Here is a 19,997-nt window from a genome sequence, read left to right as displayed (position 1 = left end):
TGTGACATCCGTCCGGTCGCATCGTTGAAGTCCACCGCATTTGACCTGGTGTTTTGGGTCCGCGTTTCGCGCGGCCGGAATGCGCGTGACACGGTCTGCGACACATCTGGCGCTCGGATTGAGCGAGGACTCGTGGTCGAACCGGGCAGCTCTGACGATTCTCGTGCCTGCAACCGTGTAGATCGTCGAGCCGGACGGATCTCGAGGGGTGCCGTTGAAGGGCGCAGCTCAGTCGACGGCACCGGGATCCGGCCCCTGCGCGGCAGCGAGCGGTCGACGCTTGCGTCGGCCTCGATCGTCGACGTGGTCGCTCGTCGGCGGTGCTAGGGGTGCTCGGCGCGGAGGACGCCGACGCCGCCGAGCACGTTGCCTCGCGCTGCCTCCTCGTCGCTGACCGGTTGGTCGGGGTGCCACTTGGCGGCGGGCACCACGCCCGGTTCGACCAGGGCGTACCCGGGGAACAGCGCGGCGACCCCGTCGGCGGTGCGCAGGTGCATGTGCGGGGTCGACGTGCCGGCCAGCAGGGAGCGCAGCGCGGCTACCTCGGCGTCGGTGCGGGACATCTGCGCGTTGTTGGACACCGCCAGGGCGCTGCCCGGAGCGCACGCGTCGCGGTAGCGCCTGACGAGCGCGGCCCCGTCGGGGCTGGGGACGAGCTCGAGCACGCCGAAGGCCAGGATCGCGACCGGTTCGGAGAAGTCCAGCAGCCCAGCGACCCCCGGGGACCGCAGCACCTCCTCGGCGTCGCAGACGTCGAGCTCGGTCACCGTCACCTGCGGGTCCTCGCCGATGAGGTGACGCGCGTGGTGGCAGGCGATCGCTTCCCAGTCGACGTAGGCCACCTTCGCGTTCGGGCAGTGCGCGCGGGCGATCTCGTGCACGTTGCCGACGGTGGGAACTCCAGATCCCAGGTCGAGGAACTGCTCGATGCCGACTTCGGTCACCAGGTACCGGACCGCGCGGCCGAGGAAGGCGCGGTTGGTGTAGCAGTAGTCCCGCTCGGTCGGCACGAGCTCCAGCGCTTGGTCGGCCGTCCTGCGGTCGATCTCGAAATTGGCCGACCCGCCGAGGTGGTAGTCGTACATGCGGGCGATGTTCGGCCTGGCGAGGTCCGCGTGCGAAACCTCCGCTGCTAGCGGGGAGCCCCGAGCATCGTCGTCCATGCCGCCACCGTAACCGACCCAGGGTTACCGGTCACCGACCCTGAGTGGCCGCAGACCTGAACGCCGTTGGCGGACGACCTGTCGGGGCAACGGGATTCAGCCGAGGGCTCGGGAGCTCTCGGGCTCCGGTTCTGACGTTCGCTCGATGAGTGCGGCCGTTTCGCGTGCGCTGCCCCAGGCCAGGGTGATGCCGGCTCCTCCGTGGCCGTAGTTGTGCACGATCGTCCGCCCGGGGACCAGTCGTCGGTCGAGTTCGACGCGCGGGCCCCGTTCGCGCACGGGCCGCAGGCCGACGTGGTGGTCGAGAACGTCGGCCTGCCGCAGTTCGGGGACGAGTTCGCACGCGCGCGTCCAGATCGCTCGCGCGGTGTCGGGGGAGGGCGCGGTGTCGGCGATCCCGGGTTCGAAGGTGCCCCCGACGATCACGTCGTGGCGGCGCGGGTGGACGTAGGTGTGCCCGCCGGGGTTGTCCTCGTCGCGGACCGAGGCCGTCAGGCCGGGGTTGGAGGCGCGGATGACCTGGCCGCGCACCGGGCGCACGGTTCGGTCGCCGCACAGCGTGCGCGCGGCCAGGCCGGTGGCGTTGACCACCGCGTCCGCGTCGTCGGCGATCTCGGCCAGGGACGCGACGGTCTTCGCGCGCACGTGGACGCCCAGGTTCGCGGCCTGCTCGCGGAGCCAGGGCAGGTAGACCGGCATCTCGACCATCGGCACCGAGAAGCGCCAGGCGCCGGTGAACGGCTCCTCCGCGGTGTCGGCGGCGAACCCCGGCACCGCCGCCGACCACCACGGGTCGGCCGGCGACGGGCGCCGGTGCAGCATGCGAGTGTCGATCATGCTCACGCCGGGCGTTCCGCGCGCGGCCTGCTCGGCGAACACCTCGAAGGTCTCGCGGGCGAAGGTCAGCACCCGGTGATCGCCGCCGATGCCGACCGGGTACCAGACCGCGGCCGCCAGCCACGACGTCGTGCGCGCCGGAACGTCCGCGGTGACGACGCGAACCCGCGCACCGCGCCGCCCCAGCGCGACCGCGCAGGTCATCCCCACGATGCCGCCACCGACCACCACCACGTCGACCGCTCTCACCAGATCTCGCCCTTCCACGACGCCAGGTAGGCCTCCAGTTCACGGCCCCGACCCCGGCGCCGTCGAAGATCGGATTCGTATGGGACCATAAGGTGCGCTTATGGTGTGTGGCATGGAGGTTCGCAGGTTGCGCTACCTGGTTCGCCTGGCCGAGCACGGCAGCTTCACCCGCGCGGCCGCCGCCCTGCACATCGCCCAACCCGCGCTCAGCCAGCAGATCCGGCTGCTCGAGCGCGAGCTCGGCGCGCAGCTCGTCGACCGCCGGTCGACCGGGATCGCGCTGACGCAGGTCGGCGAGGTCGCGGTCGCCGAAGCCCGGCACGTGCTCGACCGGCTCGACCGCGCCGAGCGGAACATCCGCGAGGCCGCCACCGGCCGCGCGGGGCAGCTGCGCATCGCCTACACGCGCTCGGCACCGGGCGGGGTCGCGGCCGACCTCGTCGACCGGTTCCGCGTGCGTCATCCCGCCATCGAACTCGCGCTCACCACCGGATGGACCGCCCGCAACATCGCCGACCTGCGGGCCGGGTCCCTGGACGCGGCGTTCGTGCGCCCACCGCTGGACCTCCCCGACCTGCGTTGCGGCGCGCTGGCGACGGAGGAGCTCCTGCTGGTCGTGCCGGCGAAGCACCCGCTGGCCTCCGCCCGCACCGTGCGCCGCGAGCAGATCGAGGACGAACCCGTCGTGCTCTGGCCGCGCGAGAACGCCCCGGGGATGTACGACCGGATCGTCGACCAGCTGTGGCCCGGCTCGTCGCCGCGAGTCGTGCGCGAGGAGCCCGACGACGAGCAGCTCGTGCGCGCCGTCGCCGACGACGCCGGCATCGCACCCGTTCCCGCGCCCCGCGCGCGCACACTCCGCACGCGCGGGGTCCGGCTCAAGCACCTCTCCGCGCCCCGGCCCGCGGTCGAGCTGGCCCTGGCCTACCACGCCGATCCCGGCCCGGTGCTCGGCCAGTTCCTGGAGCTGTGCGGACTGCCGGGTCGCCGGGCGATCGGCTAGCTCCGCCTGCCGCGAGGGACGTCGTGCGCGGGATCGGGCATGGCCGAGCTCGTCCGCCGGAACGGGCGCGGTGGCGCGGCCGCGGAATCTCCATCCATCTGCCAGGCCATCTTCCTCAAGATCGCAGGTGTTGAAAACCTAGTTCGGCCGATGTAGAATAGGTGCTGTAGGGCTGGTTGCGAGGACGCGGTTCGACGGAAGGAGGTGGGTGCAGCCCTCCCGCTTCTTCTCTCTCCTCGCGGCCGGTGGCGGCCGACGTCCCGGGTCGCCCCGCCACCGCGTCGCCGCCTGCTGTCTCGTTCGCACGCTGGAAAGGGGTGTTCGCGATGACCGTGGCCTTCGATCCGCTGTTCCGCGATCTCAATCGACTGGCCACCGAGGTGTTCGGCTCGAGCAGGGTGCCGCAGGCGATGCCGATGGACGCCTACCGCACCGGTGACCACTACGTGGTCGAATTCGACCTGCCCGGCATCGATCCGGAGACGCTGGACGTCCGGGCCGAGAACAACACGCTGACCGTGCGCGGCGAGCGCCGCGGCCGGTCCGGCGACGAGGCCGAGGGCGAGGTCAGCTTCCTGGCCTCCGAACGCCCGCGGGGGACGTTCTCCCGGCAGCTCTCGCTGGGCGACGGGCTCGACGTGGACAACATCAGCGCTGACTACACCGACGGCGTGCTCACCGTGACGCTGCCGGTGGCCGAGCAGGCCAAGCCCCGCCAGATCAAGGTCGGGCACGGGGGTGGCCGCAAGGTCATCGAGAGCTCCGCGGGCTGAGCCGCCGGCCCGTTCCGCGCGCCCGGTGCGTTCGCGCCCGGGCGCGAACGTCGTCGAGCGGGGCTGACCAACGGCCACGACGCCCCGAGGGGAGGAGACCGCGATGATCCACCCGGTACACGACGAGATCACGTCGGTTCCGGCCGCCGACGCCGTCGAGCAGCACCAGCTCACCGACCCGATCGAGATCGCCACCACCGCGCAGCACGTCCCGCCGCCGGGGGAGGCCGACCCCGCCGACGTCGCCGAGCAGTCCAAGGTGGTCGCACTCGACGACGAGCTCCGGGCGGCGACCGCCGGTGCTGACGAGACGCCGGAGTAGTCCGGCGTCTCGTTGTGCGGTCGGAGCCGTGCGGCGGAATCGCTGCGGTTGCGAGCAGGCGCGCGGGGTGGGCGAGTCGATCTAGTTCTGCGCCGACCCGCGCTGGTCGGTGCGCTCGGCGAGCTGGTCCTCGAGGGTGATGATCCGACAAGCCGCCGCCACCGGCGTGCCTTGGTCGACCAGCTCGCGCGCGCGGAGCGCTTGCCGCAGCTGGCGGCGCGAGTAGCGGCGGTGCCCGCCCTCCGAGCGCTGCGGGATGATCAGGCCCGCTTCTTCCAGGGACCGCAGGAACGGCTGGGTCACTTCCAGCATGTCCGCGGCCCGGCCCATCGTGTAGGCGGGGTAGTCCTCGTCGTCGAACTTCTCGCCGGCGTCCGGTCGGCCTTGGCTCACTTGCTCTCCCTCGCTCCTCGACAAGGCCCCCGGCGCACCAACGGTGCACCGGGGGCCGGTGAGGAGGTACTTACTCACTGCTGAAGCCGCTCCTCCATCCGCGAACGCGGGACATGGGGCGGCTGGAAAACACCGACTCGACGACCCCCTTCTCGTTCGCGTGCAGGTCACGGACTTGCTCTCGTCGCCCGGGCGGGGAATCCGGCCCCGCCCGGGCCCTTCTGCCACACCGTTCGCGCGCCGATTCGTCGTTGATGGCGCCTCAGTGCACTTCGTCGTCTCGACGAGAAACCATAGCAGTACCGCGGAACCATGTCTACTTCGGCGAGTGCAGAAATCCGCGCGGCGCGCACCGACGAAAGTTCGAGTTCGCGGCGGTCGGTCCTGGTCCGGGCCGTGCGCGGCCGGACCAGCAGGACAACGAGCGTTGCGCGCTCCCGCGCACTTCCGGGTGGGACTCGTCCGCGGCGCGGCTCAGATCGCGGTGATCGTGGTGGGTGCGCGTTCGGCGCGGCTCAGCGCACGCAGCACCGCCGCCTGCCCGTGCCGCCGCAGCGCCTGCCGGGTCAGCAGGTCGACGACCGGCTCGATCACCTCCGCAGGCAGGCGCGGCGTCGCGATTCCGACGCTCGTGGCGAGGTCGTCGGAGTGCACGGCGATCTCCATCATCCGCGTGAGAAGGAAGTCCCCCAGGCGCATCGGACCCGCGGCGAACGCGACGACTCGTTCCGCCGATTCGGCGAGCACGGTGGTGCGCTGCTCGCCGAGCGCCGACTCGACGGCGTCGGCCAGCGCCTCGGAGCCGTCCGCCGCTGCGCTCTCGCCGCCCTCGCGGATGCGGATATTGATCTCGGAGTCGATGCCGGTCTCGAACGCAGCTGCGGTGAAGAACTCCGCGAAGGACAGGGGCGCGGCCTCGGGCGGTTCGCCGGCCAGGAGCCGCGAGACGTGCAGCACCTGCGACCCCAGGTGCCCGGCCAGTCCGCGCACGCTGAACTCCGGGAGCGCGCTGGGCTGGTCCCACGCCGCGGCGACCGCGGGTTCGCGCAGCAGCGCCACGGCCGCTCGCGCCGCCTGGGCGTAGTTCTCCTGGACGGTGGTCATCGCGGACCTCCCTGCAACGTGATCATCGGCGGTTCGAGTGTGCGGGGCACGTCCCGCTGGAACCAGGTGTCCTCGATCACCGCGGGGCCGTCAGCCGTGGGCGGCCAGGCTGGTTCCCAGGCCGATCAGCGCCGCGCCGGAGAGGCCGGTGATGCTCCGCTGCACCTTCCGCCGCTGCAACCAGGTCTGGACGCGGCCCAGGGCCGAGATCAGCAGGACGTACCAGGTCAGCGAGAGGAGGCAGAAGAGCGCGGCGAGCAGGGCGTGCTGTGCCGGGGTCGGCATGCCGGGAAGGGAGAACTGCGGGAACAGGGCGAGGTAGAAGGCGGCGACCTTGGGGTTGAGCAGGTTGCTGAGGAGCCCCTGGCGGAACGCGCGCTTCCCGGGCAGTCGCGGGCCCGCCGGTGCCTCCTGGGGCTGCTCACCGCTTCGGTCGTTCCGGCGGCCGAGGCTGATCAGCGCCCGGACGCCGAGGTAGATCAGGTACGCCGCGCCGAGGAGGCGGATGGCGTTGTAGAGCGGGCCGGAGGACTGCAGCAGCGCGGTCAGTCCAGCGACGGCCGCCCCGGCGAGGATCGTGTTGCCGAGCATGATTCCGGTGGCGGTCGCGGCGGCCCCGCTCCGCCCCGCCACGGCGGCGTTGCGCAGCAGCAGCGCCAGATCGGGCCCCGGCACGACGATCACGGCCAAGCACGCTCCGATGAAGGCCGGTAATTGCCCTGGCACCTCGACTCCTCCTCAAGTGCAGCGGTGCGTTCGCGGTGCCGACCCGGTGCGGGCGAGCGCCTGCGCGGTACCCGCAGGTGTTCCGTCGGTCGAGCGGTCCCGAGCGGCAGGTGCGCGCGGAGCCGCATCGAGTGTGCCGATCCGGTCGAGCCCGGTCCGCGCCGGGTGCACCGGTCGGACCGGCCGGTGACCGTGGCGGAGCAGCCCGTCGCGACGTGCTCGGTGCGCCGTGCGCGAATTTGCGGTGAACCGCCGCGATTTCGGGTCGGGATCCAGTAGCCTCCGGTCGCGGGAGAGATCGCGGACCTTGGGAGGCCCCGTGAACGTGACACCGGAGCGCGCCGCGAAGGTGATCAACGCCCGCCTGCTCAAGGCGCGGTTCCAAGCCCTCGGCGTGCTGGTCGTCGGTGCCGTCGTGCTCGTCATCTCGCTCGTGCTGCTCGGCGAGGACCGGCCCACGTGCGGGTCGCAGGAGATGCGACCCGATGAGGTGTGCACCTCGACGCGCAACAACGTCACGCACCGGCGGTCCGCCGAGGAGCAGGCCAGCAGCAACTCGCGGACCGGCTGGATCCTGCTCGGCACGGGAGTTCTGCTGATCGGCGGTGGTGGAGCCTGGGCCTTCGGCGAGCTCGCCCGCAAGCGCCGGGTCACCCCGCAGCAGGCCGCGGCCGGGATCGACCCGTCCGCGGCGGCCAGGTCGAAGTCCGGCGGCGGGCCGTCCTCCTGAGCGGCTCGCCGGTCTCGGCCGGGGCGGAGGTGCGCGGCGATCAGGTGAGGTCGGCGAAGCGCTCGACGTCGTGGCTGAGGCCGGAAGCGATGAGGACGTCGCCGTGCTCCACGACGGTGTCCTGGGTTGCGTAGGCGAAGCCCTGGTTGGGGCGCTTGATGGCGACCACGGTGACCCCGTACTTGCTGCGGATCTTGCTCTCGCCGAGCGGGTGGCCCACGGCCATGGCCGGGGCGCGGGTCTTGACCATGGCGTAGTCGTCCTCGAACTCGATGTAGTCGAGCATGCGCCCGGTGACCAGGTGCGCGACCCGTTCGCCCATGTCGTGCTCGGGGAGCACGACGCGGGTGGCGCCGACGCGTTCGAGGATGCGGCCGTGCTGGCGGCTGACGGCCTTGCACCAGATGTGCGGGATCTCGAAGTCGGCCAGCAGCGAGGTGGTCAGGATGCTGGCTTCCAGATCGTTGCCGATGGCCACCACGGCGCGGCGGAAGTCGGGCACGTTGAGCTGGCGCAGCGCTGCCGGGTCGGTGGTGTCGGCCACCGCGGCGTGGGTGACGGAGTCGGCGAAGTGCTGGACGACCTGCGGCCGGGTGTCCAGCGCCAGCACTTCCGAGCCCCGTTCCACGAGTTCGAGCGCCAGCGAGCTGCCGAACCGGCCCAGGCCGATCACGACGACCTGCGAGGGCGTTCCGGACGGGCGCGCTTGACGATGGGTCCTAGCCGACAACGGATCGCTCCTCGGGAGGTCGTGGTGTTGGCCGCGTTCGCGCGGGGCTGACGCCGAGGCGAGCGCGATGGGCCGATGCGTCCGACGAGCACCGGCACGACCAGGATGGACCGGTCGTCCCGGGGCGGCTCGCCGGTGCTGCCGGGCCGTGGTCGCCAGCCTTACCACGCCCGTCCCGGCCAGCGCACCACGTCCGAGCCGATCGGTCCGCGCGCGGCGTCGAGGAATTCCCGCATCTCGTACCGGTGGCGGAGCACGACGACGCGCGCGTGCGAGGCATGGTCGGCGATCGCGGCGAGCAGGCGAGGGCGGTGCTGGGCGGGGTAGGACCAGATGTGGCCGAAGAACGACCAGGACCAGCGCTCCGGGCAGCCGGGGGCCTGGAGCGCCCGGCCGCGGTGCCGCAGCCCGCGCCACAACGCCTGGGGCAGGCACCTCAGGCGGGGCACGTCCAGGAAGACGACCGCATCGGCCCGTTCCAGCCGAACGTCCAACGTGGACCAGCAGTTCCCGTCGGCGATCCAGCTCGGGTGTTCGTCGAGAAGCTCGGCCTGCTCCCGTCGCCACCGCTGCTGCGGCGGGCGCTGCCAGCCGGGTCGCCAGTAGTGCTCGTCCAGGGAGATCACCGGGACGCCCAGCCTTTCGCCCGGGGAGCGCGAGAAGGTGCTCTTGCCCGCTCGGCTGCTGCCGACGACCACGACCCGCGGCACGTCGGACCGCGCTCCGAGCGGAACAGATCTCTCCGAATTTCCCCGTGCTGCCGGTCGTTCGCGCTCGACCGCGCGAGTTCCCAGATCGAGAGGTGTGAATCGGGTGAAGCGCCAGTCCTGGGACGCCTCGTCCGAGTGGTTCGCAGTTTGTGATCTGCATCACGGCGAGAATACGTTGCCGATGCGTGCGAAGCGCAAGTCCACCTGGAGGTTCTCATGCTGGTTCGCGCATCCATGGTCGTCACGGTTCTGGCCAGTGCAACGGTTTTCGCGTTCTCCGGAACCGCTGTCGCGCAGGACCGCGACTGCGCAGACTTCTCGAGTCGTCAGGAGGCCCAGGCCGCGTTCGAGAGTCGGATCGGCGATCCGGAGCGGCTGGACGCCGACAACGACAACCTGGCCTGCGAAGCCCTCAACGGTGGCGGGATGACCGACCCCGCCGAGGGCGAAGCGGGCACGCGGCCTCCGGCCGGAGGCGGGGGCGGCGGGGACTCCGGTCTGCCCCCGTCCGGCGGGGTTGAGACCGGGCACGGCGGCACGGCGGGCAGCGGTGCCGAAGTCGTGCTCCCCCTCGGGTTGACCGGCGCCGCCTTGTTGGCGGCCGGTGGTGCGCTGGCAGTGCGGCGTCGGGGCGAGTCGGGCTGAGGCTTCCCGTGGGCACGAGCGGATCGCCGGGCCGCAGTCGTCCGATCTGGGCGGCTGCGGCCGGTTCCTGGCTCCTCGCCGCCCTCCTGCTGGCCGGGTGCGGCGGTGCGCAGGTCGTCGGCGAAGCGCCGCGCGGCTCGACGGCGCAGCCGAACGTCGCGGTCGATCCGGTGCTCCGAGATCGGTCCGCGGCGCGGCCCGTTCGAATCCGCGTGCCGGCGATCGGCGTTGACGCTCCGATCCGCCCCCTCGCGGTCGGTCGAGGCGGCGTTCTGCAGGCGCCCACCGCGAACGACGTCGCGGGGTGGTGGCGCGCCGGGCCGGAGCCGGGGGAGAGCGGGCCATCGGTCATCGCCGGCCACGTCGATTCGCATCGCGGGCCAGCTGTCTTCTACCGAGTCCCGGAACTCCGAGCCGGCGTCGAAGTGCTGGTCGACCGCGCCGACGGCAGCACCGCGGTGTTCACGACGTACGAGATCGAACGCCATCCGAAGGACGCGTTCCCCACCCGAGCCGTCTACGGGCCGACTCCGGGAGCCGAGCTGCGGCTGATCACCTGCGGTGGGGAGTTCGACGACGAGGGCGGGCGCTACCTCGCCAACGTCATCGCGTTCGCGAAGCGCACGGGGTGAGGCCGGAGGCCGGTGGATTTCGCGCTGCGGCGCGGGAATCCACTCCTCGTCCGGCCTCCGGCCGGTCCGCGGGGAGCCCGAGGTCAGGCCTCCTGCAGGGTGCGCTTGGCGAGGCGCTGCGGTGTGGGCCAGCGGACCTGGTCCGCCCAGCCCAGCTTCTCGAACAGCCAGATCACGCGCGCCGAGGTGTCGAGCTGGCCGCGTCCGACGCCGTGCCGCGCGCAGGTCGGGTCGGCGTGGTGGGAGTTGTGCCAGGACTCGCCGAAGGACGCGATCGCCAGCGGCCAGAAGTTGGCCGCTCGGTCGCGGGAGGCGTAGGGGCGTTCGCCGATCATGTGGCAGATCGAGTTGACCGCCCACGTCACGTGGTGCAGCACCCCTACCCGCACCAGGCCGCCCCAGAAGAAGCCGGTGAGCGCGCCCCACCACGACCAGGTGAGCAGGCCGCCCAGCAGCGCGGGCATGGCCAGCGTCGCCAGCGTCCACACCGGGAACATCCGGTTCACCCAGGTCAGTCCGCGGTCCTTGAGCAGGTCGGGCGCGAACCGGTCGGCGTTGGTCCGGTTCCGGCCGAACAGCCAGCCCATGTGCGCGTGCCAGAACCCCTTCGCCACGGCGATCGGTCCGGTGCCGTACAGCCAGGGGGAGTGCGGATCGCCTTCCTTGTCGGCGTAGGCGTGGTGGCGGCGGTGGTCGGCGACCCACTGGATGATCGGCCCCTGGATCGCGAGGCTGCCCGCGATCGCCAGGCCGATGCGCAGCGGCGGCTTGGCCCGGAAGGACCGGTGGGTGAAGTGGCGGTGGAACCCGATCGTCACGCCGAGACCGCTGGCGTAGTAGAAGAACAGGGCGATCCCCACGTCCCACCAGCCGAGACCCCACCCCCACGCGAAGGGCACCGCGGCCAGCAGGGCCAGCAGCGGAACGATGGTGAACAGCGCGATCAACGCGATTTGCCCGATCGGAACCCGGTCCGCGGTGATGGGAGCGGGGGTGTGCGGGCGAGGAGTTCGGGTGGTGGCAGGTGAGCTCATGGCACCAAGTTCCCTGGGATGGACGGCTTGCTTCGGGCATCGCCAGGGGCTGGGGCGATCTGGGCCCCAGTCTACCCGTCCGGGTGGGGCCACAGGTCCCGTTTCCCCTGGCCGGGTGATCAGTGGGATGCGCCCGCCCGGAGATCGTCGAGGCGGAGCGATCCGGACACCACCGAACGGGCGACGTCGTTGAGCCGGAGGCTCCGGCTGCGGGCGTAGCGGCGCAGCGCGGCGAACGCCTCCTCGACGTCGAGATCGAGGCGCTCGGCGAGCACGCCCTTGGCCTGCTCGATCGCCACCCTGCTGTCCAGCGCGCCGCGGAGCTGCTCGTTGAGCGCCTCGCGCTGGCGCAGGGTGCGCTCCTGCACCAGGCCGATGGTGGTCACGTCGGCCAGCGCGCGGGCCAGGTGGGCCTCGGCGGTCGTCAGCCCTGGTTCGGCGCGGAACAGGTTCAGCGAGCCGAAGGTCCGCTCCCGCAACCGCATGGGGACGGCGTGCACCTCGGCGAAGCCCAGGTCGCCCGCTGCCTCGGCGAAGTGCGGCCAGCGCCGGTGGATCTCGTCGGATCCCGACGTGCTGACGATCTCGCCGGTGCGGTAGCACTCCAGCGACGGGCCTTCCTCGTCCTGCAGCTGGAGCAGGTCCAGCACCCGAGCTCGCTCGGTGGAGGAGGCCACCAGGCGCAGCACCGGGTGGGCCTCGGCCGGGTCGGCGAGCAGGAGTCCGGCGGCGTCCACGTCCAGCAGCTCCACGCAGTGCTCGGTGAGCCGGTGCATCAGGTCGGCGCTGTCGAACTCGCCGGTCAGCGTGTCCGCCAGTTCGACGAACGCGCGGCTCAGCCGCTCGGGAGGAACTCCGCTCACGTCCCGAATTGTAGGAAACCGGGCGGAACCGGCGCAGGCGCCGCGCGGTTCGCGGGTCAGGGCTGTTCCGCCGACGAGGTCTGCTGCACGCGGTGGCTGGCGAGCAGGGCGCTGGGCCTGATGGTCCGGTCGGCGACGCTGCGGGCCAGCTCGGTGAGCCCCTGGCCGTTCTCGCGCGCGTAGTCGCGCAGCAGTTCGAAGGCCTGCTGCATGGACAGGTCGCCGCTCTCCGCGAGCACGCCCTTGGCCTGCTCGATCACCACGCGGTGGTGCAGGGTCGCCTGCAGCTGCTCGGACAAGGTCTCCTTCCGCGCGGACGCGCGCTGGTGCAGGATCCCGACCGTCGCCACGTCGGCGAAGGCCTGGCCGAGTGCCGCGTCGGCCTCGCCGATGCCCACCGGGTTGCGGTTGAGCAGCGTCAGCGCCCCGATGGTCTCGCGGCGCAAGCGCATGGGCACCGCCGCGGCGGCGCGGAAGCCCGCCGCCACCGCCGACTCGGTGAACGAGGGCCACCGGGCGCGCTCGGCCTCGAGGTCGGCGCTGGTGATCGCGTCCGAGCTGCGGATGCAGTCCTGGCACGGCCCTTCCCGGGCCTGGATCGCGAACAGCTCCAGCAAGCGCGCGTCCTCGCTCGAAGCGGCCGTCGGGTGCCACCCGCCGCGCTGGTCGGAGACGATCACTCCCGCGGCGGTGACGTCCAGCAGCTCCGCCGCCCGCTCGGTGAGCAGGCTCAGGAAGTCCAGCACGTCGAAGTCCTCGACGAGCGTGTCGGACAGCGCCACGAAGGTCTCGGCGAGTCGTCGTTCTCGTTCAGTCGCCATCACCGGTCTCGTTCTCCCCTCTCGCCGCGGGGTGCGGCGGGATCGTCTTCGGCGGTGAACCGCAGTTCGCGGTCGACCACCTGCCGTGCCACCTCGGTGATCGGCATCGCGTGCCGGTAGGCGTAGGAGCGCAGGCGGAGCAGGGCCACCTCCGCCGTGGTGTCCAGCTGCACCTCCACCATTCCCGAGGCCTGGTGCACCTGCGCGTGCGGATCGGCGAGCCAGCTCAGGTCCTCGGTGGCGTGCCCGTCGAGGTCCTGCACGATGGCCTGGGTGGCCAGATCGGCCAGCGCCAGCGCGTCGGAGAGCATCGCGCCGGTCAGCGGTCCGGGCGCGTCGCGGTAGAGGTCCAGCGAGCCCAGGCGCACCACGCCGATCTCCAGCGGGAACGAGAACAGCGCGGCTGCGCCGAGTTCCACGGCGGCCGGCGCGAAACCGGGCCACCGAGCGGTCTCGGCCGCGAGATCGTTGATCAGGATCGGGCCGCCGGTCGCGAACGCGTCGATGCACGGGCCCTCGCCCACCGTGAGCTGGACGTCCTCCAACCCCCTGCTGATCTCGTCGGTCGCGTGCACCAGCCCTCGCTGGAGATCGTCGCCGTCGCCACCGAACCTGCTCAGCACGGTGACTCCCGCGCCGGAGACCGGAAGCTGGGTCACGCACAGGGCGCACACGGACCGCACGTCCGGCCCGGATCCGCCCGCGGTCAGCGCTGCTTCCAGCGCGCGTCGCCGTTCTCGCTCCATCTGGCGGCTCCGCGATCAGGCTCTGGGGGCGGGTGCGCGCGTGTGGCCGCCGTCGGTTTCCCAGCGCTCCTCCTGGGCCGGCTCCGTCGAGCGCGGTGCCGGGATCACCGGTCGCGCGGTCGCCAGCATCTCCTCGGTGCTGCTGGAGGAATCGCGGGCGGCTGACGCCATCGCCGCGCGGGCGACCTCCGCCGGTGCGTCCGGCGGGACGACCAGCAGGGTGAGCCTCGCTCGGGTCGGGCTGACCACCGCGACGGTGTGCGGATCCATCGACCGGAACCCCTCCAGGTGCATCGCGCGACCGCGGAAGACCAGCTTGCGCGGCGCGGTCTCCCACATGCCGAGGTGGTAGGAGACCCGGTTGATCTCGCCGATCAGCGGCCGCAGCGCTGCTGCGAGCTCCGGGAACTCCGATTCCGGGTTCCGCGAGCGCGGCCACCAGCCGCCGTCGATGCGGTGCTGCGCCGCAGCGGCCGGTTTCATGCTCAACCGCGGCTCGGGCCGGCTCGGGTCCTGCTTCGCGGCGCCAGTTGACATCAGATCGCCTGAGATCATCTCGGCGCTCCCGCCTCCGGCCCGTCGATCGGGCCGGGGTTGCTCATCCGCCGGAGGCGGCCCCGCGAAGACCGCGGGTGCTGGAGCGTCTCCGGTGTTCCCCACCGTACGCCGTCCGCCGGGCCGGGTGTCGAGGGCGCCGACGCGATCAGGTCGTCCGCGAATCGCCTGCGCAGGGGCTTCGGGGGAGCGGGGCCGGCAGCGGCCGGTCGAGCGCGGGGCGCCACGACGTCCGGCTCCCGCCGCCGGAGCGCGAGGGCTCCGCGGAGGCCGGGAGCAGCGCGCGCCTAGCGAGACCCGTACGCGCGCAGGAAGGTTCGGACGCCAGCGGCGACGATCGCTTCGCGCTCCGCGTCGTCGATGGGCAGGGCGCCGTAGTAGCTGCGGCTCTGGATCTCGCTGCCGACCAGGGCGATGAAGTGCAGGGCGGCGCGCTTCGCGTCGTCGATCTCCAGCAGTCCCCGGTCGCCCAGTTCCGCCAGCTTGCGCGCGAACGCCTCCTGGACGCGCTGCGGCCCGGTCTCCTGCCAGGCGCGCAGGAGGTCCGCCGGGATGTGCCCGATCTCGGCCTGGATCTGGCGCACGAGCGCGAAGTGCGCGCTGAACCGGGGCATGACCGCGGTGAAGGCGTTGCCGAGCGCGATCAGGTCCGACTCCAGGTCGACGATCTTCCCGAGGTGCCGGTCCAGGTCGTCCAGCTGCGTCTCGCGGACCTGCTCGGCGCTTTCCAGGATCACCGCGCCGAACAGCTCGTCCTTGTCCTTGAAGTGGTTGTAGATCGTGCGGGTCGACACCTCCGAGGCCTTGGCGATCGCGTCGATGCTGGCCCGGCTGTAACCGTCCCGCCCGAAGACCTCGCGGGCCCCGTCGAGGATCGCCTGCCGCTTCGCCGAACCGCGCTGCTTGGTGTTCTCCCTGCTCAATGCGCCCTCCGAGAAAAGGTACAACGAGTGTTGTAGTAAGTGCATTACATGTTGTACTTTACCAGTGAATCCGCTTCGAGCACACCGAGCACCGAGGAGTGAAGATGTCCGCACTGCGCCTGGCCGTGATCATCGGGAGCAACCGCGAAGGCCGCTTCGGGCCGACCGTCGCGCGCTGGTTCGTGGAGCAGGCACGGGAGCACCACGAGCTGGACGTCGACCTGGTCGACCTGGCCGAGATCCCGCTGCCCACCGCCATCGACTTCGGCGCCGAGCCCGATGCCGAGGTCGTCGACCTCGGCGCGCGGTTGGACGCCGCCGACGCCTACGTGGTCGTCACGCCCGAGTACAACCACAGCTTCCCGGCCCCGCTGAAGAACGCGATCGACCTCTACCGCGAGCAGTGGCGGGCCAAGCCGGTCGGCTTCGTCTCCTACGGCGGGATGGGCGGCGGCCTGCGCGCGGTCGAGCAGCTGCGGCTGGTCTTCGCCGAGCTGCACGCGGTCACCGTCCGGGACAGCGTCAGCTTCCACAACGCCTGGGACCGCTTCGACGAGTCCGGGCGGCCGATCGACGAGGGCTGCAACGGCGCCGCGAAGGGCGTGCTCGACCAGCTCGGCTGGTGGGCCCGCGCGCTGAAGGCCGCCCGCGCCGCCGAACCGTACGCGGCGTGACCGGCCAGGGGGTGCGCGAAGTGCAGAACAAGCTGACGCTCGCGGTCGTGGTGCTGGGCAGCCTGGTGCTGCCGATGTCGATGTCCGGGACGACGGTGGCGCTGCCGCAGATCGGCGCCGCGCTCGACGCCTCGGGCGGTGCTCTGCAGTGGGTGGTGACCGGTTACTTCCTCACCGCGTCGTCGTTCATGCTCGTCACCGGGTCGCTGGGGGACCTCTTCGGGCGGCGCCGGATCTACCGGGCCGGTGCCGCGACGTTCGCGCTGGGCGGCCTGGTCGCCGCGACGGCGCCGAACATCCTGCTGCTGGACGTGGCGCGCACGGCGACCGGTGTCGGCGCCGCGGGCGTGATGGCCGGTGGCGGCGCCATCCTGGCCTCGACGTTCACCGGCGGCGAGCGGACCAAGGCCTTCGCCGCGATGGGAACCGTGGCCGGCGTGGGCATGGCGATCGGCCCGACTCTGGCCGGTGCGCTCGTCGGCGCCCTCGGCTGGCGCGCCACCTTCGCCGCCTTCGGCCTCGCCGGACTCCTCGTGCTCGCCGGAACTCTCGCGATGCCCGAAGCCCGCGCCGAGGACCGGACCGGGGTGGACTGGGCCGGTGCGGTGACCTTCATCGCCGGGCTCGCAGCGGTCATGCTCGCGATCACCCGCAGCTCGCGGGCCGGGTGGACGAGCGCACCGGTGCTCGGCCTGCTGGTGGCCGCTGCCGGTCTGCTCGCGGTGTTCGTCCTCGTCGAGCGCCGCAGCGCGCACCCGGTGCTGGAGCTCGCCCTGCTGCGCGACCGCCGGTTCGTCGGCTGGCTGCTGGCCGGAGTCGTGATGGTCCTGGGCTTCGGCGGCGTCATGTCCTACCTGCCGACCTACCTGCAGGGCGCGAGCGCCATGCAGGCGCGCGACTCGGGGCTGGTCATGCTGATGGCCGCGGTGCCGATGCTGCTGCTGCCGCTGCTCGCCGGTCGGCTGGTCAACCGCGGGGTCCCGCCGCGGCTGCTGATCACCGGCGGGCTGCTGCTGATCTCGGTCGGCGACGCCTGGCTGACCGTCCTGCACCCCGGCATCGGGGCGTGGCAGCTGCTCGGGCCGCTGGTGGCCGTCGGGACGGGCACCGGGATGGCGATCGGCCTGATCGACGCCCAGGCGATGAACCAGGTCGAGCAAGCGCGCACCGGGATGGCGGCCGGTCTGGTGAACACGGTCCGCGGCGGCGCGCAGACCCTCGTGCTGGCCTCGTTCGGCTCGGTGCTGATCACCCTGCTGGCCGGTCGGATCGGCGCCGAGGGCGCCGGGAGGGTGGCCACCGGGGTGGTCGCCGGACCCGGGGAGGCGGTGCAGCTCACCGGGGCGTGGCAGCTGGCGCTCTGGGGGATGGCCGCGCTGACCGCGCTCGGGGCGGTGGCCGTCTCGGGGCTGCTCGCCCCGGCGAAGGCCGTGCGACCGGCCCCGGTCGCCCCGGCCGCCGCCTGAATCCCGCGCGGCGATCCGGCAGCCGGGTCGCCGCGCGGGGCGATGATCGTCCGCGGCGGTCCCGGCTCACGTCGTGAGCTGGGATCCCTGCGTTGCCGGAGCAGCATCGCGTTCGCACGATCGTGGTGGTGTTTGGCGGATCCACCGTGGACGCGTAGAGTCCGTGTTGGTCGTTGTAGTTCTGGGTTCGTGTTTGACGCATGCTCGCAGGATGTCGATGCGGGCGCGCTGCTGTCTTTGGTGTAGCTGGAGTTGGCCGCCGTCTGAGATTCCTCCGGCCCGGGCCCCGCGAAGTGCGGTCGGTCCGTCATCATTTCCGCTGCTCCAAAGGAGATTCACATGGCTCAGGGAACCGTGAAGTGGTTCAACTCGGAAAAGGGCTTCGGCTTCATCGCTCCCGATGAGGGTGGCCCCGACGTGTTCGTGCACTACTCGGCCATCGAGGCCTCCGGCTTTCGCGAGCTGGCCGAAGACCAGCAGGTGACCTACGAGGTCACGCAGGGCCCCAAGGGCCCGCAGGCCGCCAGCGTGCGCGTCTGATCCGCTCTTCCTCGGTGGCTCCTCGTCCCTCGGGCGGGGAGCCACCGGCTTTTCCGCGCCTGCGAGTGCAGCGCGCGAGTTCGAGAGGAACTTCATCAGCACTTCAACGCCTCACCGGGCTCGGCGCACGAGCCGGACCGATTCATCCACAGTAGACAACCGCGCGCCGCGGACCCCGTGCTCGGTCACGCCGGTGCACTTCCAGCAGCCCGATCCCGGGCGTCACGCGCCCGAGCCCGCCGCTCCCGCTGCCGACCGCAGCGATGCCGCGATGAGCAGGCTCCGCGCGCCGTTCGACCCGCTGGCCGAGAGCTGAACGACATACCCGAGTGATGCGCGCGTGCCCCGGCTCGCGCGCATTTCGCGCTTCCGGGACCTCCGCGCGAGCTCAGGAGCGCAGATCGCGGCGGTTGAGCGACCAGGCGGTGAGGACTACCAGCACCGCGCAGGCGATCCACAGCGCGCTCAGGCCGGGCAGCGGCCAGCCGGACTCGAGCGGTTCTTCCTGCCAGGCCCAGGCGTAGGGCGAGATGGCGTGCAGCCAGTCCAGGTCCGCGGACTGGTTGGCGATCGCGTTGGTCGCGTAGCCGCCGATCGCGACGATCGCGCCGGCGATGGTCGCCCACGCGTGCCGACCGGTGGCCGCCCCGACCGCCAGTGCGACCGCACCGGTCAGGAACGCCACGCTCGCCAGCGCGACGCCCGCGGCGAGCACGTTGATCGGCACGAGCTCCAGCTCCGAGGGGCCGTTGAGGGCCAGCACCAGCAACACCGCGAACAGCCCGAGCAGCGCCACGCGAACCGCCACCGAAGCGCTCGCCTCCAGCACCTGCCGGGTGCGGCTCACGCCGTGGGCGAGGGTCAGCTCCAGGCGACCGGTCTCCTCGGCGCCGGCGATCGCCGCCGCGCCCCAGGAGATCGCCGCGATGGTGGTGAGCACGAAGCCCATCAGCCCGAAGAAGGTGCTCTGCGCGTAACCGGCGCCGGAGGCGATGTCCTGGTAGCCGAGGGTTTTGACCAGGGTGGGCGGCAGCGCGTCGATCATCTGCGCCATCTGGCTGCCGCTGCCGCCGAAGGTGGGGAACAGCGGCAGGTACAGGCACGCGAAGGCGGTCAGGCCGATGGCCCAGCCGAGCACGGCCCGCCGGGACTCGGCGATGCTGCGGCGGAAGATCGGGAAGGGCTTAACCACGGTCGTCCTCCTGCCCGTACAGCGCGAGCACGGACTCCTCCAGGTCGGGCTCCTCGATGACGATGTCCTGCACGCGGTAGCCGGCCAGCACCTTCAGCAGCGCGTTCGGCTCGCTGTCCAGCACTCCGCTGAACCGGCCGTCCTCCGCCACCTCGACCTCGCGCAGCGCCGGCAGCGCGAGCAGCGAGGAGCGGAGCCCGGGCGCGGATTCGGCGTCCACCCGCCCGCGCAGGTGGCGGATCGCGGTCAGCCGCAGCTCGGAAACGCTGCCCTCGGCCACCACGTCGCCCTCGGAGAGCACCGCGACCCGGTCGGCGGCCTGCTGGATCTCGCTGAGCACGTGCGAGCTCAGCAGCACCGTCTGCCCGGCCTCGCGGGCCTCCCGAACCAGCTGCAGGAACTCGCGCTGCACCAGCGGATCCAGCCCACTGGTGGGCTCGTCGAGCACGAGCAGCTCGGGGCGGTGCAGGAAGGCCTGCACCAGGCCGAGCTTCTGCTTGTTGCCCTTGGACAGCGTGCGGACCTGGCGGGCGAGGTCCAGGTCCAGCCGTTCGGCGAGCTCCTCGGCGGCACCGGGTTCGACCGGACCGCTGATCTCGGCGTAGTGGCGCAGCAGGTCGCGGCCGGTCGCCCGGCCCTCCAGGCGGAGCTCGCCGGGCACGTAGCCGATGCGGCGCCGGAGCTTCGGACCGCCCGCGCGCGGGGCCCGTCCCAGCACCCGCACCTCGCCGGAGGTGGGCCGGATGATGTCCAGCAGCATCCGCAGCGTGGTGGTCTTGCCCGCGCCGTTCGGGCCGATCAGCCCGTAGACGCAGCCGGTTTCGACGGTGAGGTTCATGTCGCGCACCGCGGTCCGCCGACCGTAGTCCTTGCGCAGCGCGCGCGTGTCGATCGCAGGCGTCATCGGCCTCCGGTTCCTTCCACGTCGGCCCGAACCCGCGTCCGGGATCGCCGCGGCGAGATCATCACGAGACCGTACCCGGCCGCGCGAGGGGGAGCCGCTCGGGCGGGACCGGCGTTGGCGCGCACCGGGTTCGCGCCGGCTCCTGCGCTGACGGGTCTCAAGTGAGATCACCCTTCCGGTCGGTCGGGTACGACCGAAGTGTTGCATTCCTTGGTGAATTCCTGACAGCTCGGGCTTCGGGTGTCGGTTTTTCGGGATCATC

Annotated in this window: 25 protein-coding genes; 10 read left to right on the top strand and 15 right to left on the bottom strand. The window is 72.0% G+C overall.

The features are described 5' to 3' along the window. Positions 1–323: 323 nt before the first annotated feature. Together ACFQRI_RS11360 and ACFQRI_RS11355 are read right to left on the bottom strand one after the other, a co-directional pair. The gene (locus ACFQRI_RS11360) at positions 324–1,163 is read right to left on the bottom strand and encodes an SAM-dependent methyltransferase (RefSeq protein ID WP_380667471.1); all 840 of its coding nucleotides are present in this window, start codon (positions 1,161–1,163) and stop codon (positions 324–326) included. Positions 1,164–1,259: 96 nt separating this feature from the next. Continuing rightward, positions 1,260–2,267 (bottom strand): FAD-dependent oxidoreductase, encoded by a 1,008-nt coding sequence (locus tag ACFQRI_RS11355; RefSeq protein ID WP_380667469.1) that lies wholly within the window; start codon positions 2,265–2,267, stop codon positions 1,260–1,262. Positions 2,268–2,361: 94 nt separating this feature from the next. Here ACFQRI_RS11355 and ACFQRI_RS11350 point away from each other — a divergent pair, with 94 nt between their 5' ends. The 3 genes from ACFQRI_RS11350 (at position 2,362) to ACFQRI_RS11340 (ending at position 4,347) form a co-directional block, all read left to right on the top strand. Beyond that, complete coding sequence (locus tag ACFQRI_RS11350; RefSeq protein WP_380667467.1) at positions 2,362–3,252, top strand: LysR family transcriptional regulator; 891 nt, start codon at positions 2,362–2,364, stop codon at positions 3,250–3,252. A gap of 326 nt (positions 3,253–3,578) precedes the next feature. Continuing rightward, positions 3,579–4,025 carry an Hsp20/alpha crystallin family protein gene (locus ACFQRI_RS11345; protein ID WP_380667465.1) on the top strand — a complete coding sequence of 149 codons (447 nt, stop codon included), beginning with the start codon at positions 3,579–3,581 and terminating at the stop codon, positions 4,023–4,025. Between the two features lie 103 nt (positions 4,026–4,128). Continuing rightward, positions 4,129–4,347, top strand: coding sequence for a hypothetical protein (locus ACFQRI_RS11340; protein WP_380667463.1), 219 nt, complete (start codon positions 4,129–4,131; stop codon positions 4,345–4,347). 81 nt (positions 4,348–4,428) lie between these two features. On the opposite strand, the gene ACFQRI_RS11335 is transcribed toward ACFQRI_RS11340, so the two are convergent. From ACFQRI_RS11335 to ACFQRI_RS11325, 3 genes are all read right to left on the bottom strand, one after another. Continuing rightward, positions 4,429–4,740: a helix-turn-helix domain-containing protein gene (locus ACFQRI_RS11335; protein WP_380667461.1), complete on the bottom strand. Its 312-nt coding sequence runs from the start codon at positions 4,738–4,740 to the stop codon at positions 4,429–4,431. Positions 4,741–5,214: 474 nt separating this feature from the next. Continuing rightward, positions 5,215–5,844: a maleylpyruvate isomerase N-terminal domain-containing protein gene (locus ACFQRI_RS11330; RefSeq protein ID WP_380667459.1), complete on the bottom strand. Its 630-nt coding sequence runs from the start codon at positions 5,842–5,844 to the stop codon at positions 5,215–5,217. 90 nt (positions 5,845–5,934) lie between these two features. Then, positions 5,935–6,570: a LysE family translocator gene (locus ACFQRI_RS11325; RefSeq protein ID WP_380667457.1), complete on the bottom strand. Its 636-nt coding sequence runs from the start codon at positions 6,568–6,570 to the stop codon at positions 5,935–5,937. Positions 6,571–6,889: 319 nt separating this feature from the next. On the opposite strand from ACFQRI_RS11325, the gene ACFQRI_RS11320 reads away from it, so the two are divergent. Next, the gene (locus ACFQRI_RS11320) at positions 6,890–7,300 is read left to right on the top strand and encodes a hypothetical protein (RefSeq protein ID WP_380667455.1); all 411 of its coding nucleotides are present in this window, start codon (positions 6,890–6,892) and stop codon (positions 7,298–7,300) included. Between the two features lie 40 nt (positions 7,301–7,340). Here the strand turns inward: ACFQRI_RS11320 and ACFQRI_RS11315 are convergent, their stop codons facing one another. Together ACFQRI_RS11315 and ACFQRI_RS11310 are read right to left on the bottom strand one after the other, a co-directional pair. Continuing rightward, positions 7,341–8,030, bottom strand: a complete 690-nt coding sequence (locus tag ACFQRI_RS11315; protein ID WP_380667453.1) for a potassium channel family protein — start codon at positions 8,028–8,030, stop codon at positions 7,341–7,343. Between the two features lie 161 nt (positions 8,031–8,191). Further along, positions 8,192–8,740: a P-loop NTPase family protein gene (locus ACFQRI_RS11310; protein ID WP_380667451.1), complete on the bottom strand. Its 549-nt coding sequence runs from the start codon at positions 8,738–8,740 to the stop codon at positions 8,192–8,194. A 216-nt stretch (positions 8,741–8,956) separates the two neighbouring features. Between ACFQRI_RS11310 and ACFQRI_RS11305 the strand changes: the two genes are divergently transcribed. Beyond that, entirely contained in the window at positions 8,957–9,385 is a 429-nt protein-coding gene (locus ACFQRI_RS11305; protein ID WP_380667449.1) for an excalibur calcium-binding domain-containing protein, read from the top strand. 8 nt (positions 9,386–9,393) lie between these two features. Further along, positions 9,394–10,017, top strand: coding sequence for a class F sortase (locus ACFQRI_RS11300; protein WP_380667447.1), 624 nt, complete (start codon positions 9,394–9,396; stop codon positions 10,015–10,017). An 83-nt stretch (positions 10,018–10,100) separates the two neighbouring features. Here the strand turns inward: ACFQRI_RS11300 and ACFQRI_RS11295 are convergent, their stop codons facing one another. The 6 genes from ACFQRI_RS11295 to ACFQRI_RS11270 form a co-directional block, all read right to left on the bottom strand. Next, positions 10,101–11,051, bottom strand: coding sequence for an acyl-CoA desaturase (locus tag ACFQRI_RS11295; protein ID WP_380667445.1), 951 nt, complete (start codon positions 11,049–11,051; stop codon positions 10,101–10,103). 119 nt (positions 11,052–11,170) lie between these two features. Then, positions 11,171–11,914 carry an ANTAR domain-containing protein gene (locus tag ACFQRI_RS11290; protein WP_380667443.1) on the bottom strand — a complete coding sequence of 248 codons (744 nt, stop codon included), beginning with the start codon at positions 11,912–11,914 and terminating at the stop codon, positions 11,171–11,173. A 56-nt stretch (positions 11,915–11,970) separates the two neighbouring features. Further along, positions 11,971–12,735, bottom strand: a complete 765-nt coding sequence (locus ACFQRI_RS11285) for a GAF and ANTAR domain-containing protein (RefSeq protein WP_380667441.1) — start codon at positions 12,733–12,735, stop codon at positions 11,971–11,973. Further along, on the bottom strand, positions 12,735–13,481 hold the full coding sequence (locus ACFQRI_RS11280) for a GAF and ANTAR domain-containing protein (protein ID WP_380667439.1): 747 nt from the start codon (positions 13,479–13,481) through the stop codon (positions 12,735–12,737). Before ACFQRI_RS11280 ends, ACFQRI_RS11285 begins: the two co-directional genes overlap by 1 nt. 15 nt (positions 13,482–13,496) lie before the next feature. Continuing rightward, positions 13,497–14,036, bottom strand: a complete 540-nt coding sequence (locus tag ACFQRI_RS11275) for a DUF5994 family protein (protein WP_380667437.1) — start codon at positions 14,034–14,036, stop codon at positions 13,497–13,499. Between the two features lie 287 nt (positions 14,037–14,323). Next, a complete protein-coding gene (locus ACFQRI_RS11270; RefSeq protein WP_380667435.1) occupies positions 14,324–14,959 on the bottom strand; it encodes a TetR/AcrR family transcriptional regulator in 636 nt (211 codons plus the stop codon). A gap of 104 nt (positions 14,960–15,063) precedes the next feature. Here ACFQRI_RS11270 and ACFQRI_RS11265 point away from each other — a divergent pair, with 104 nt between their 5' ends. From ACFQRI_RS11265 to ACFQRI_RS11250, 4 genes are all read left to right on the top strand, one after another. Further along, a complete protein-coding gene (locus tag ACFQRI_RS11265) occupies positions 15,064–15,633 on the top strand; it encodes an NADPH-dependent FMN reductase (protein ID WP_380667433.1) in 570 nt (189 codons plus the stop codon). Beyond that, positions 15,630–17,099, top strand: coding sequence for an MFS transporter (locus ACFQRI_RS11260; protein WP_380667431.1), 1,470 nt, complete (start codon positions 15,630–15,632; stop codon positions 17,097–17,099). The genes ACFQRI_RS11265 and ACFQRI_RS11260 overlap by 4 nt, the downstream gene beginning before the upstream one ends. Positions 17,100–17,438: 339 nt before the next feature. Then, entirely contained in the window at positions 17,439–17,639 is a 201-nt protein-coding gene (locus tag ACFQRI_RS11255; RefSeq protein WP_380667429.1) for a cold-shock protein, read from the top strand. A 193-nt stretch (positions 17,640–17,832) separates the two neighbouring features. Further along, positions 17,833–17,955 carry a hypothetical protein gene (locus ACFQRI_RS11250; RefSeq protein ID WP_380667427.1) on the top strand — a complete coding sequence of 41 codons (123 nt, stop codon included), beginning with the start codon at positions 17,833–17,835 and terminating at the stop codon, positions 17,953–17,955. A 72-nt stretch (positions 17,956–18,027) separates the two neighbouring features. On the opposite strand, the gene ACFQRI_RS11245 is transcribed toward ACFQRI_RS11250, so the two are convergent. After that, positions 18,028–18,831, bottom strand: coding sequence for an ABC transporter permease subunit (locus ACFQRI_RS11245; protein WP_380667425.1), 804 nt, complete (start codon positions 18,829–18,831; stop codon positions 18,028–18,030). Further along, positions 18,824–19,735: an ABC transporter ATP-binding protein gene (locus ACFQRI_RS11240; protein WP_380667423.1), complete on the bottom strand. Its 912-nt coding sequence runs from the start codon at positions 19,733–19,735 to the stop codon at positions 18,824–18,826. Before ACFQRI_RS11240 ends, ACFQRI_RS11245 begins: the two co-directional genes overlap by 8 nt. Positions 19,736–19,997 lie beyond the last annotated feature (262 nt).

The organism is Saccharopolyspora griseoalba, assembly GCF_042665275.1.
Lineage (GTDB): Bacteria > Actinomycetota > Actinomycetes > Mycobacteriales > Pseudonocardiaceae > Saccharopolyspora > Saccharopolyspora griseoalba.
Note: the sequence above shows the minus strand (reverse complement) of the source record. Positions and strands in the feature narration are given on the sequence as shown.

Excerpts from the sequence above, each read along its gene's own strand:
- ACFQRI_RS11360 (WP_380667471.1), bottom strand. The coding sequence starts at position 1,163 with ATGGACGACGATGCTCGGGGCTCCCCGCTAGCAGCGGAGGTTTCGCAC.
- ACFQRI_RS11350 (WP_380667467.1), top strand. The coding sequence starts at position 2,362 with ATGGAGGTTCGCAGGTTGCGCTACCTGGTTCGCCTGGCCGAGCACGGC.
- ACFQRI_RS11340 (WP_380667463.1), top strand. The coding sequence starts at position 4,129 with ATGATCCACCCGGTACACGACGAGATCACGTCGGTTCCGGCCGCCGAC.
- ACFQRI_RS11255 (WP_380667429.1), top strand. The coding sequence starts at position 17,439 with ATGGCTCAGGGAACCGTGAAGTGGTTCAACTCGGAAAAGGGCTTCGGC.
- ACFQRI_RS11275 (WP_380667437.1), bottom strand. The coding sequence starts at position 14,036 with ATGATCTCAGGCGATCTGATGTCAACTGGCGCCGCGAAGCAGGACCCG.
- ACFQRI_RS11345 (WP_380667465.1), top strand. The coding sequence starts at position 3,579 with ATGACCGTGGCCTTCGATCCGCTGTTCCGCGATCTCAATCGACTGGCC.
- ACFQRI_RS11305 (WP_380667449.1), top strand. The coding sequence starts at position 8,957 with ATGCTGGTTCGCGCATCCATGGTCGTCACGGTTCTGGCCAGTGCAACG.
- ACFQRI_RS11330 (WP_380667459.1), bottom strand. The coding sequence starts at position 5,844 with ATGACCACCGTCCAGGAGAACTACGCCCAGGCGGCGCGAGCGGCCGTG.
- ACFQRI_RS11295 (WP_380667445.1), bottom strand. The coding sequence starts at position 11,051 with ATGAGCTCACCTGCCACCACCCGAACTCCTCGCCCGCACACCCCCGCT.
- ACFQRI_RS11280 (WP_380667439.1), bottom strand. The coding sequence starts at position 13,481 with ATGGAGCGAGAACGGCGACGCGCGCTGGAAGCAGCGCTGACCGCGGGC.
- ACFQRI_RS11240 (WP_380667423.1), bottom strand. The coding sequence starts at position 19,735 with ATGACGCCTGCGATCGACACGCGCGCGCTGCGCAAGGACTACGGTCGG.
- ACFQRI_RS11285 (WP_380667441.1), bottom strand. The coding sequence starts at position 12,735 with ATGGCGACTGAACGAGAACGACGACTCGCCGAGACCTTCGTGGCGCTG.
- ACFQRI_RS11265 (WP_380667433.1), top strand. The coding sequence starts at position 15,064 with ATGTCCGCACTGCGCCTGGCCGTGATCATCGGGAGCAACCGCGAAGGC.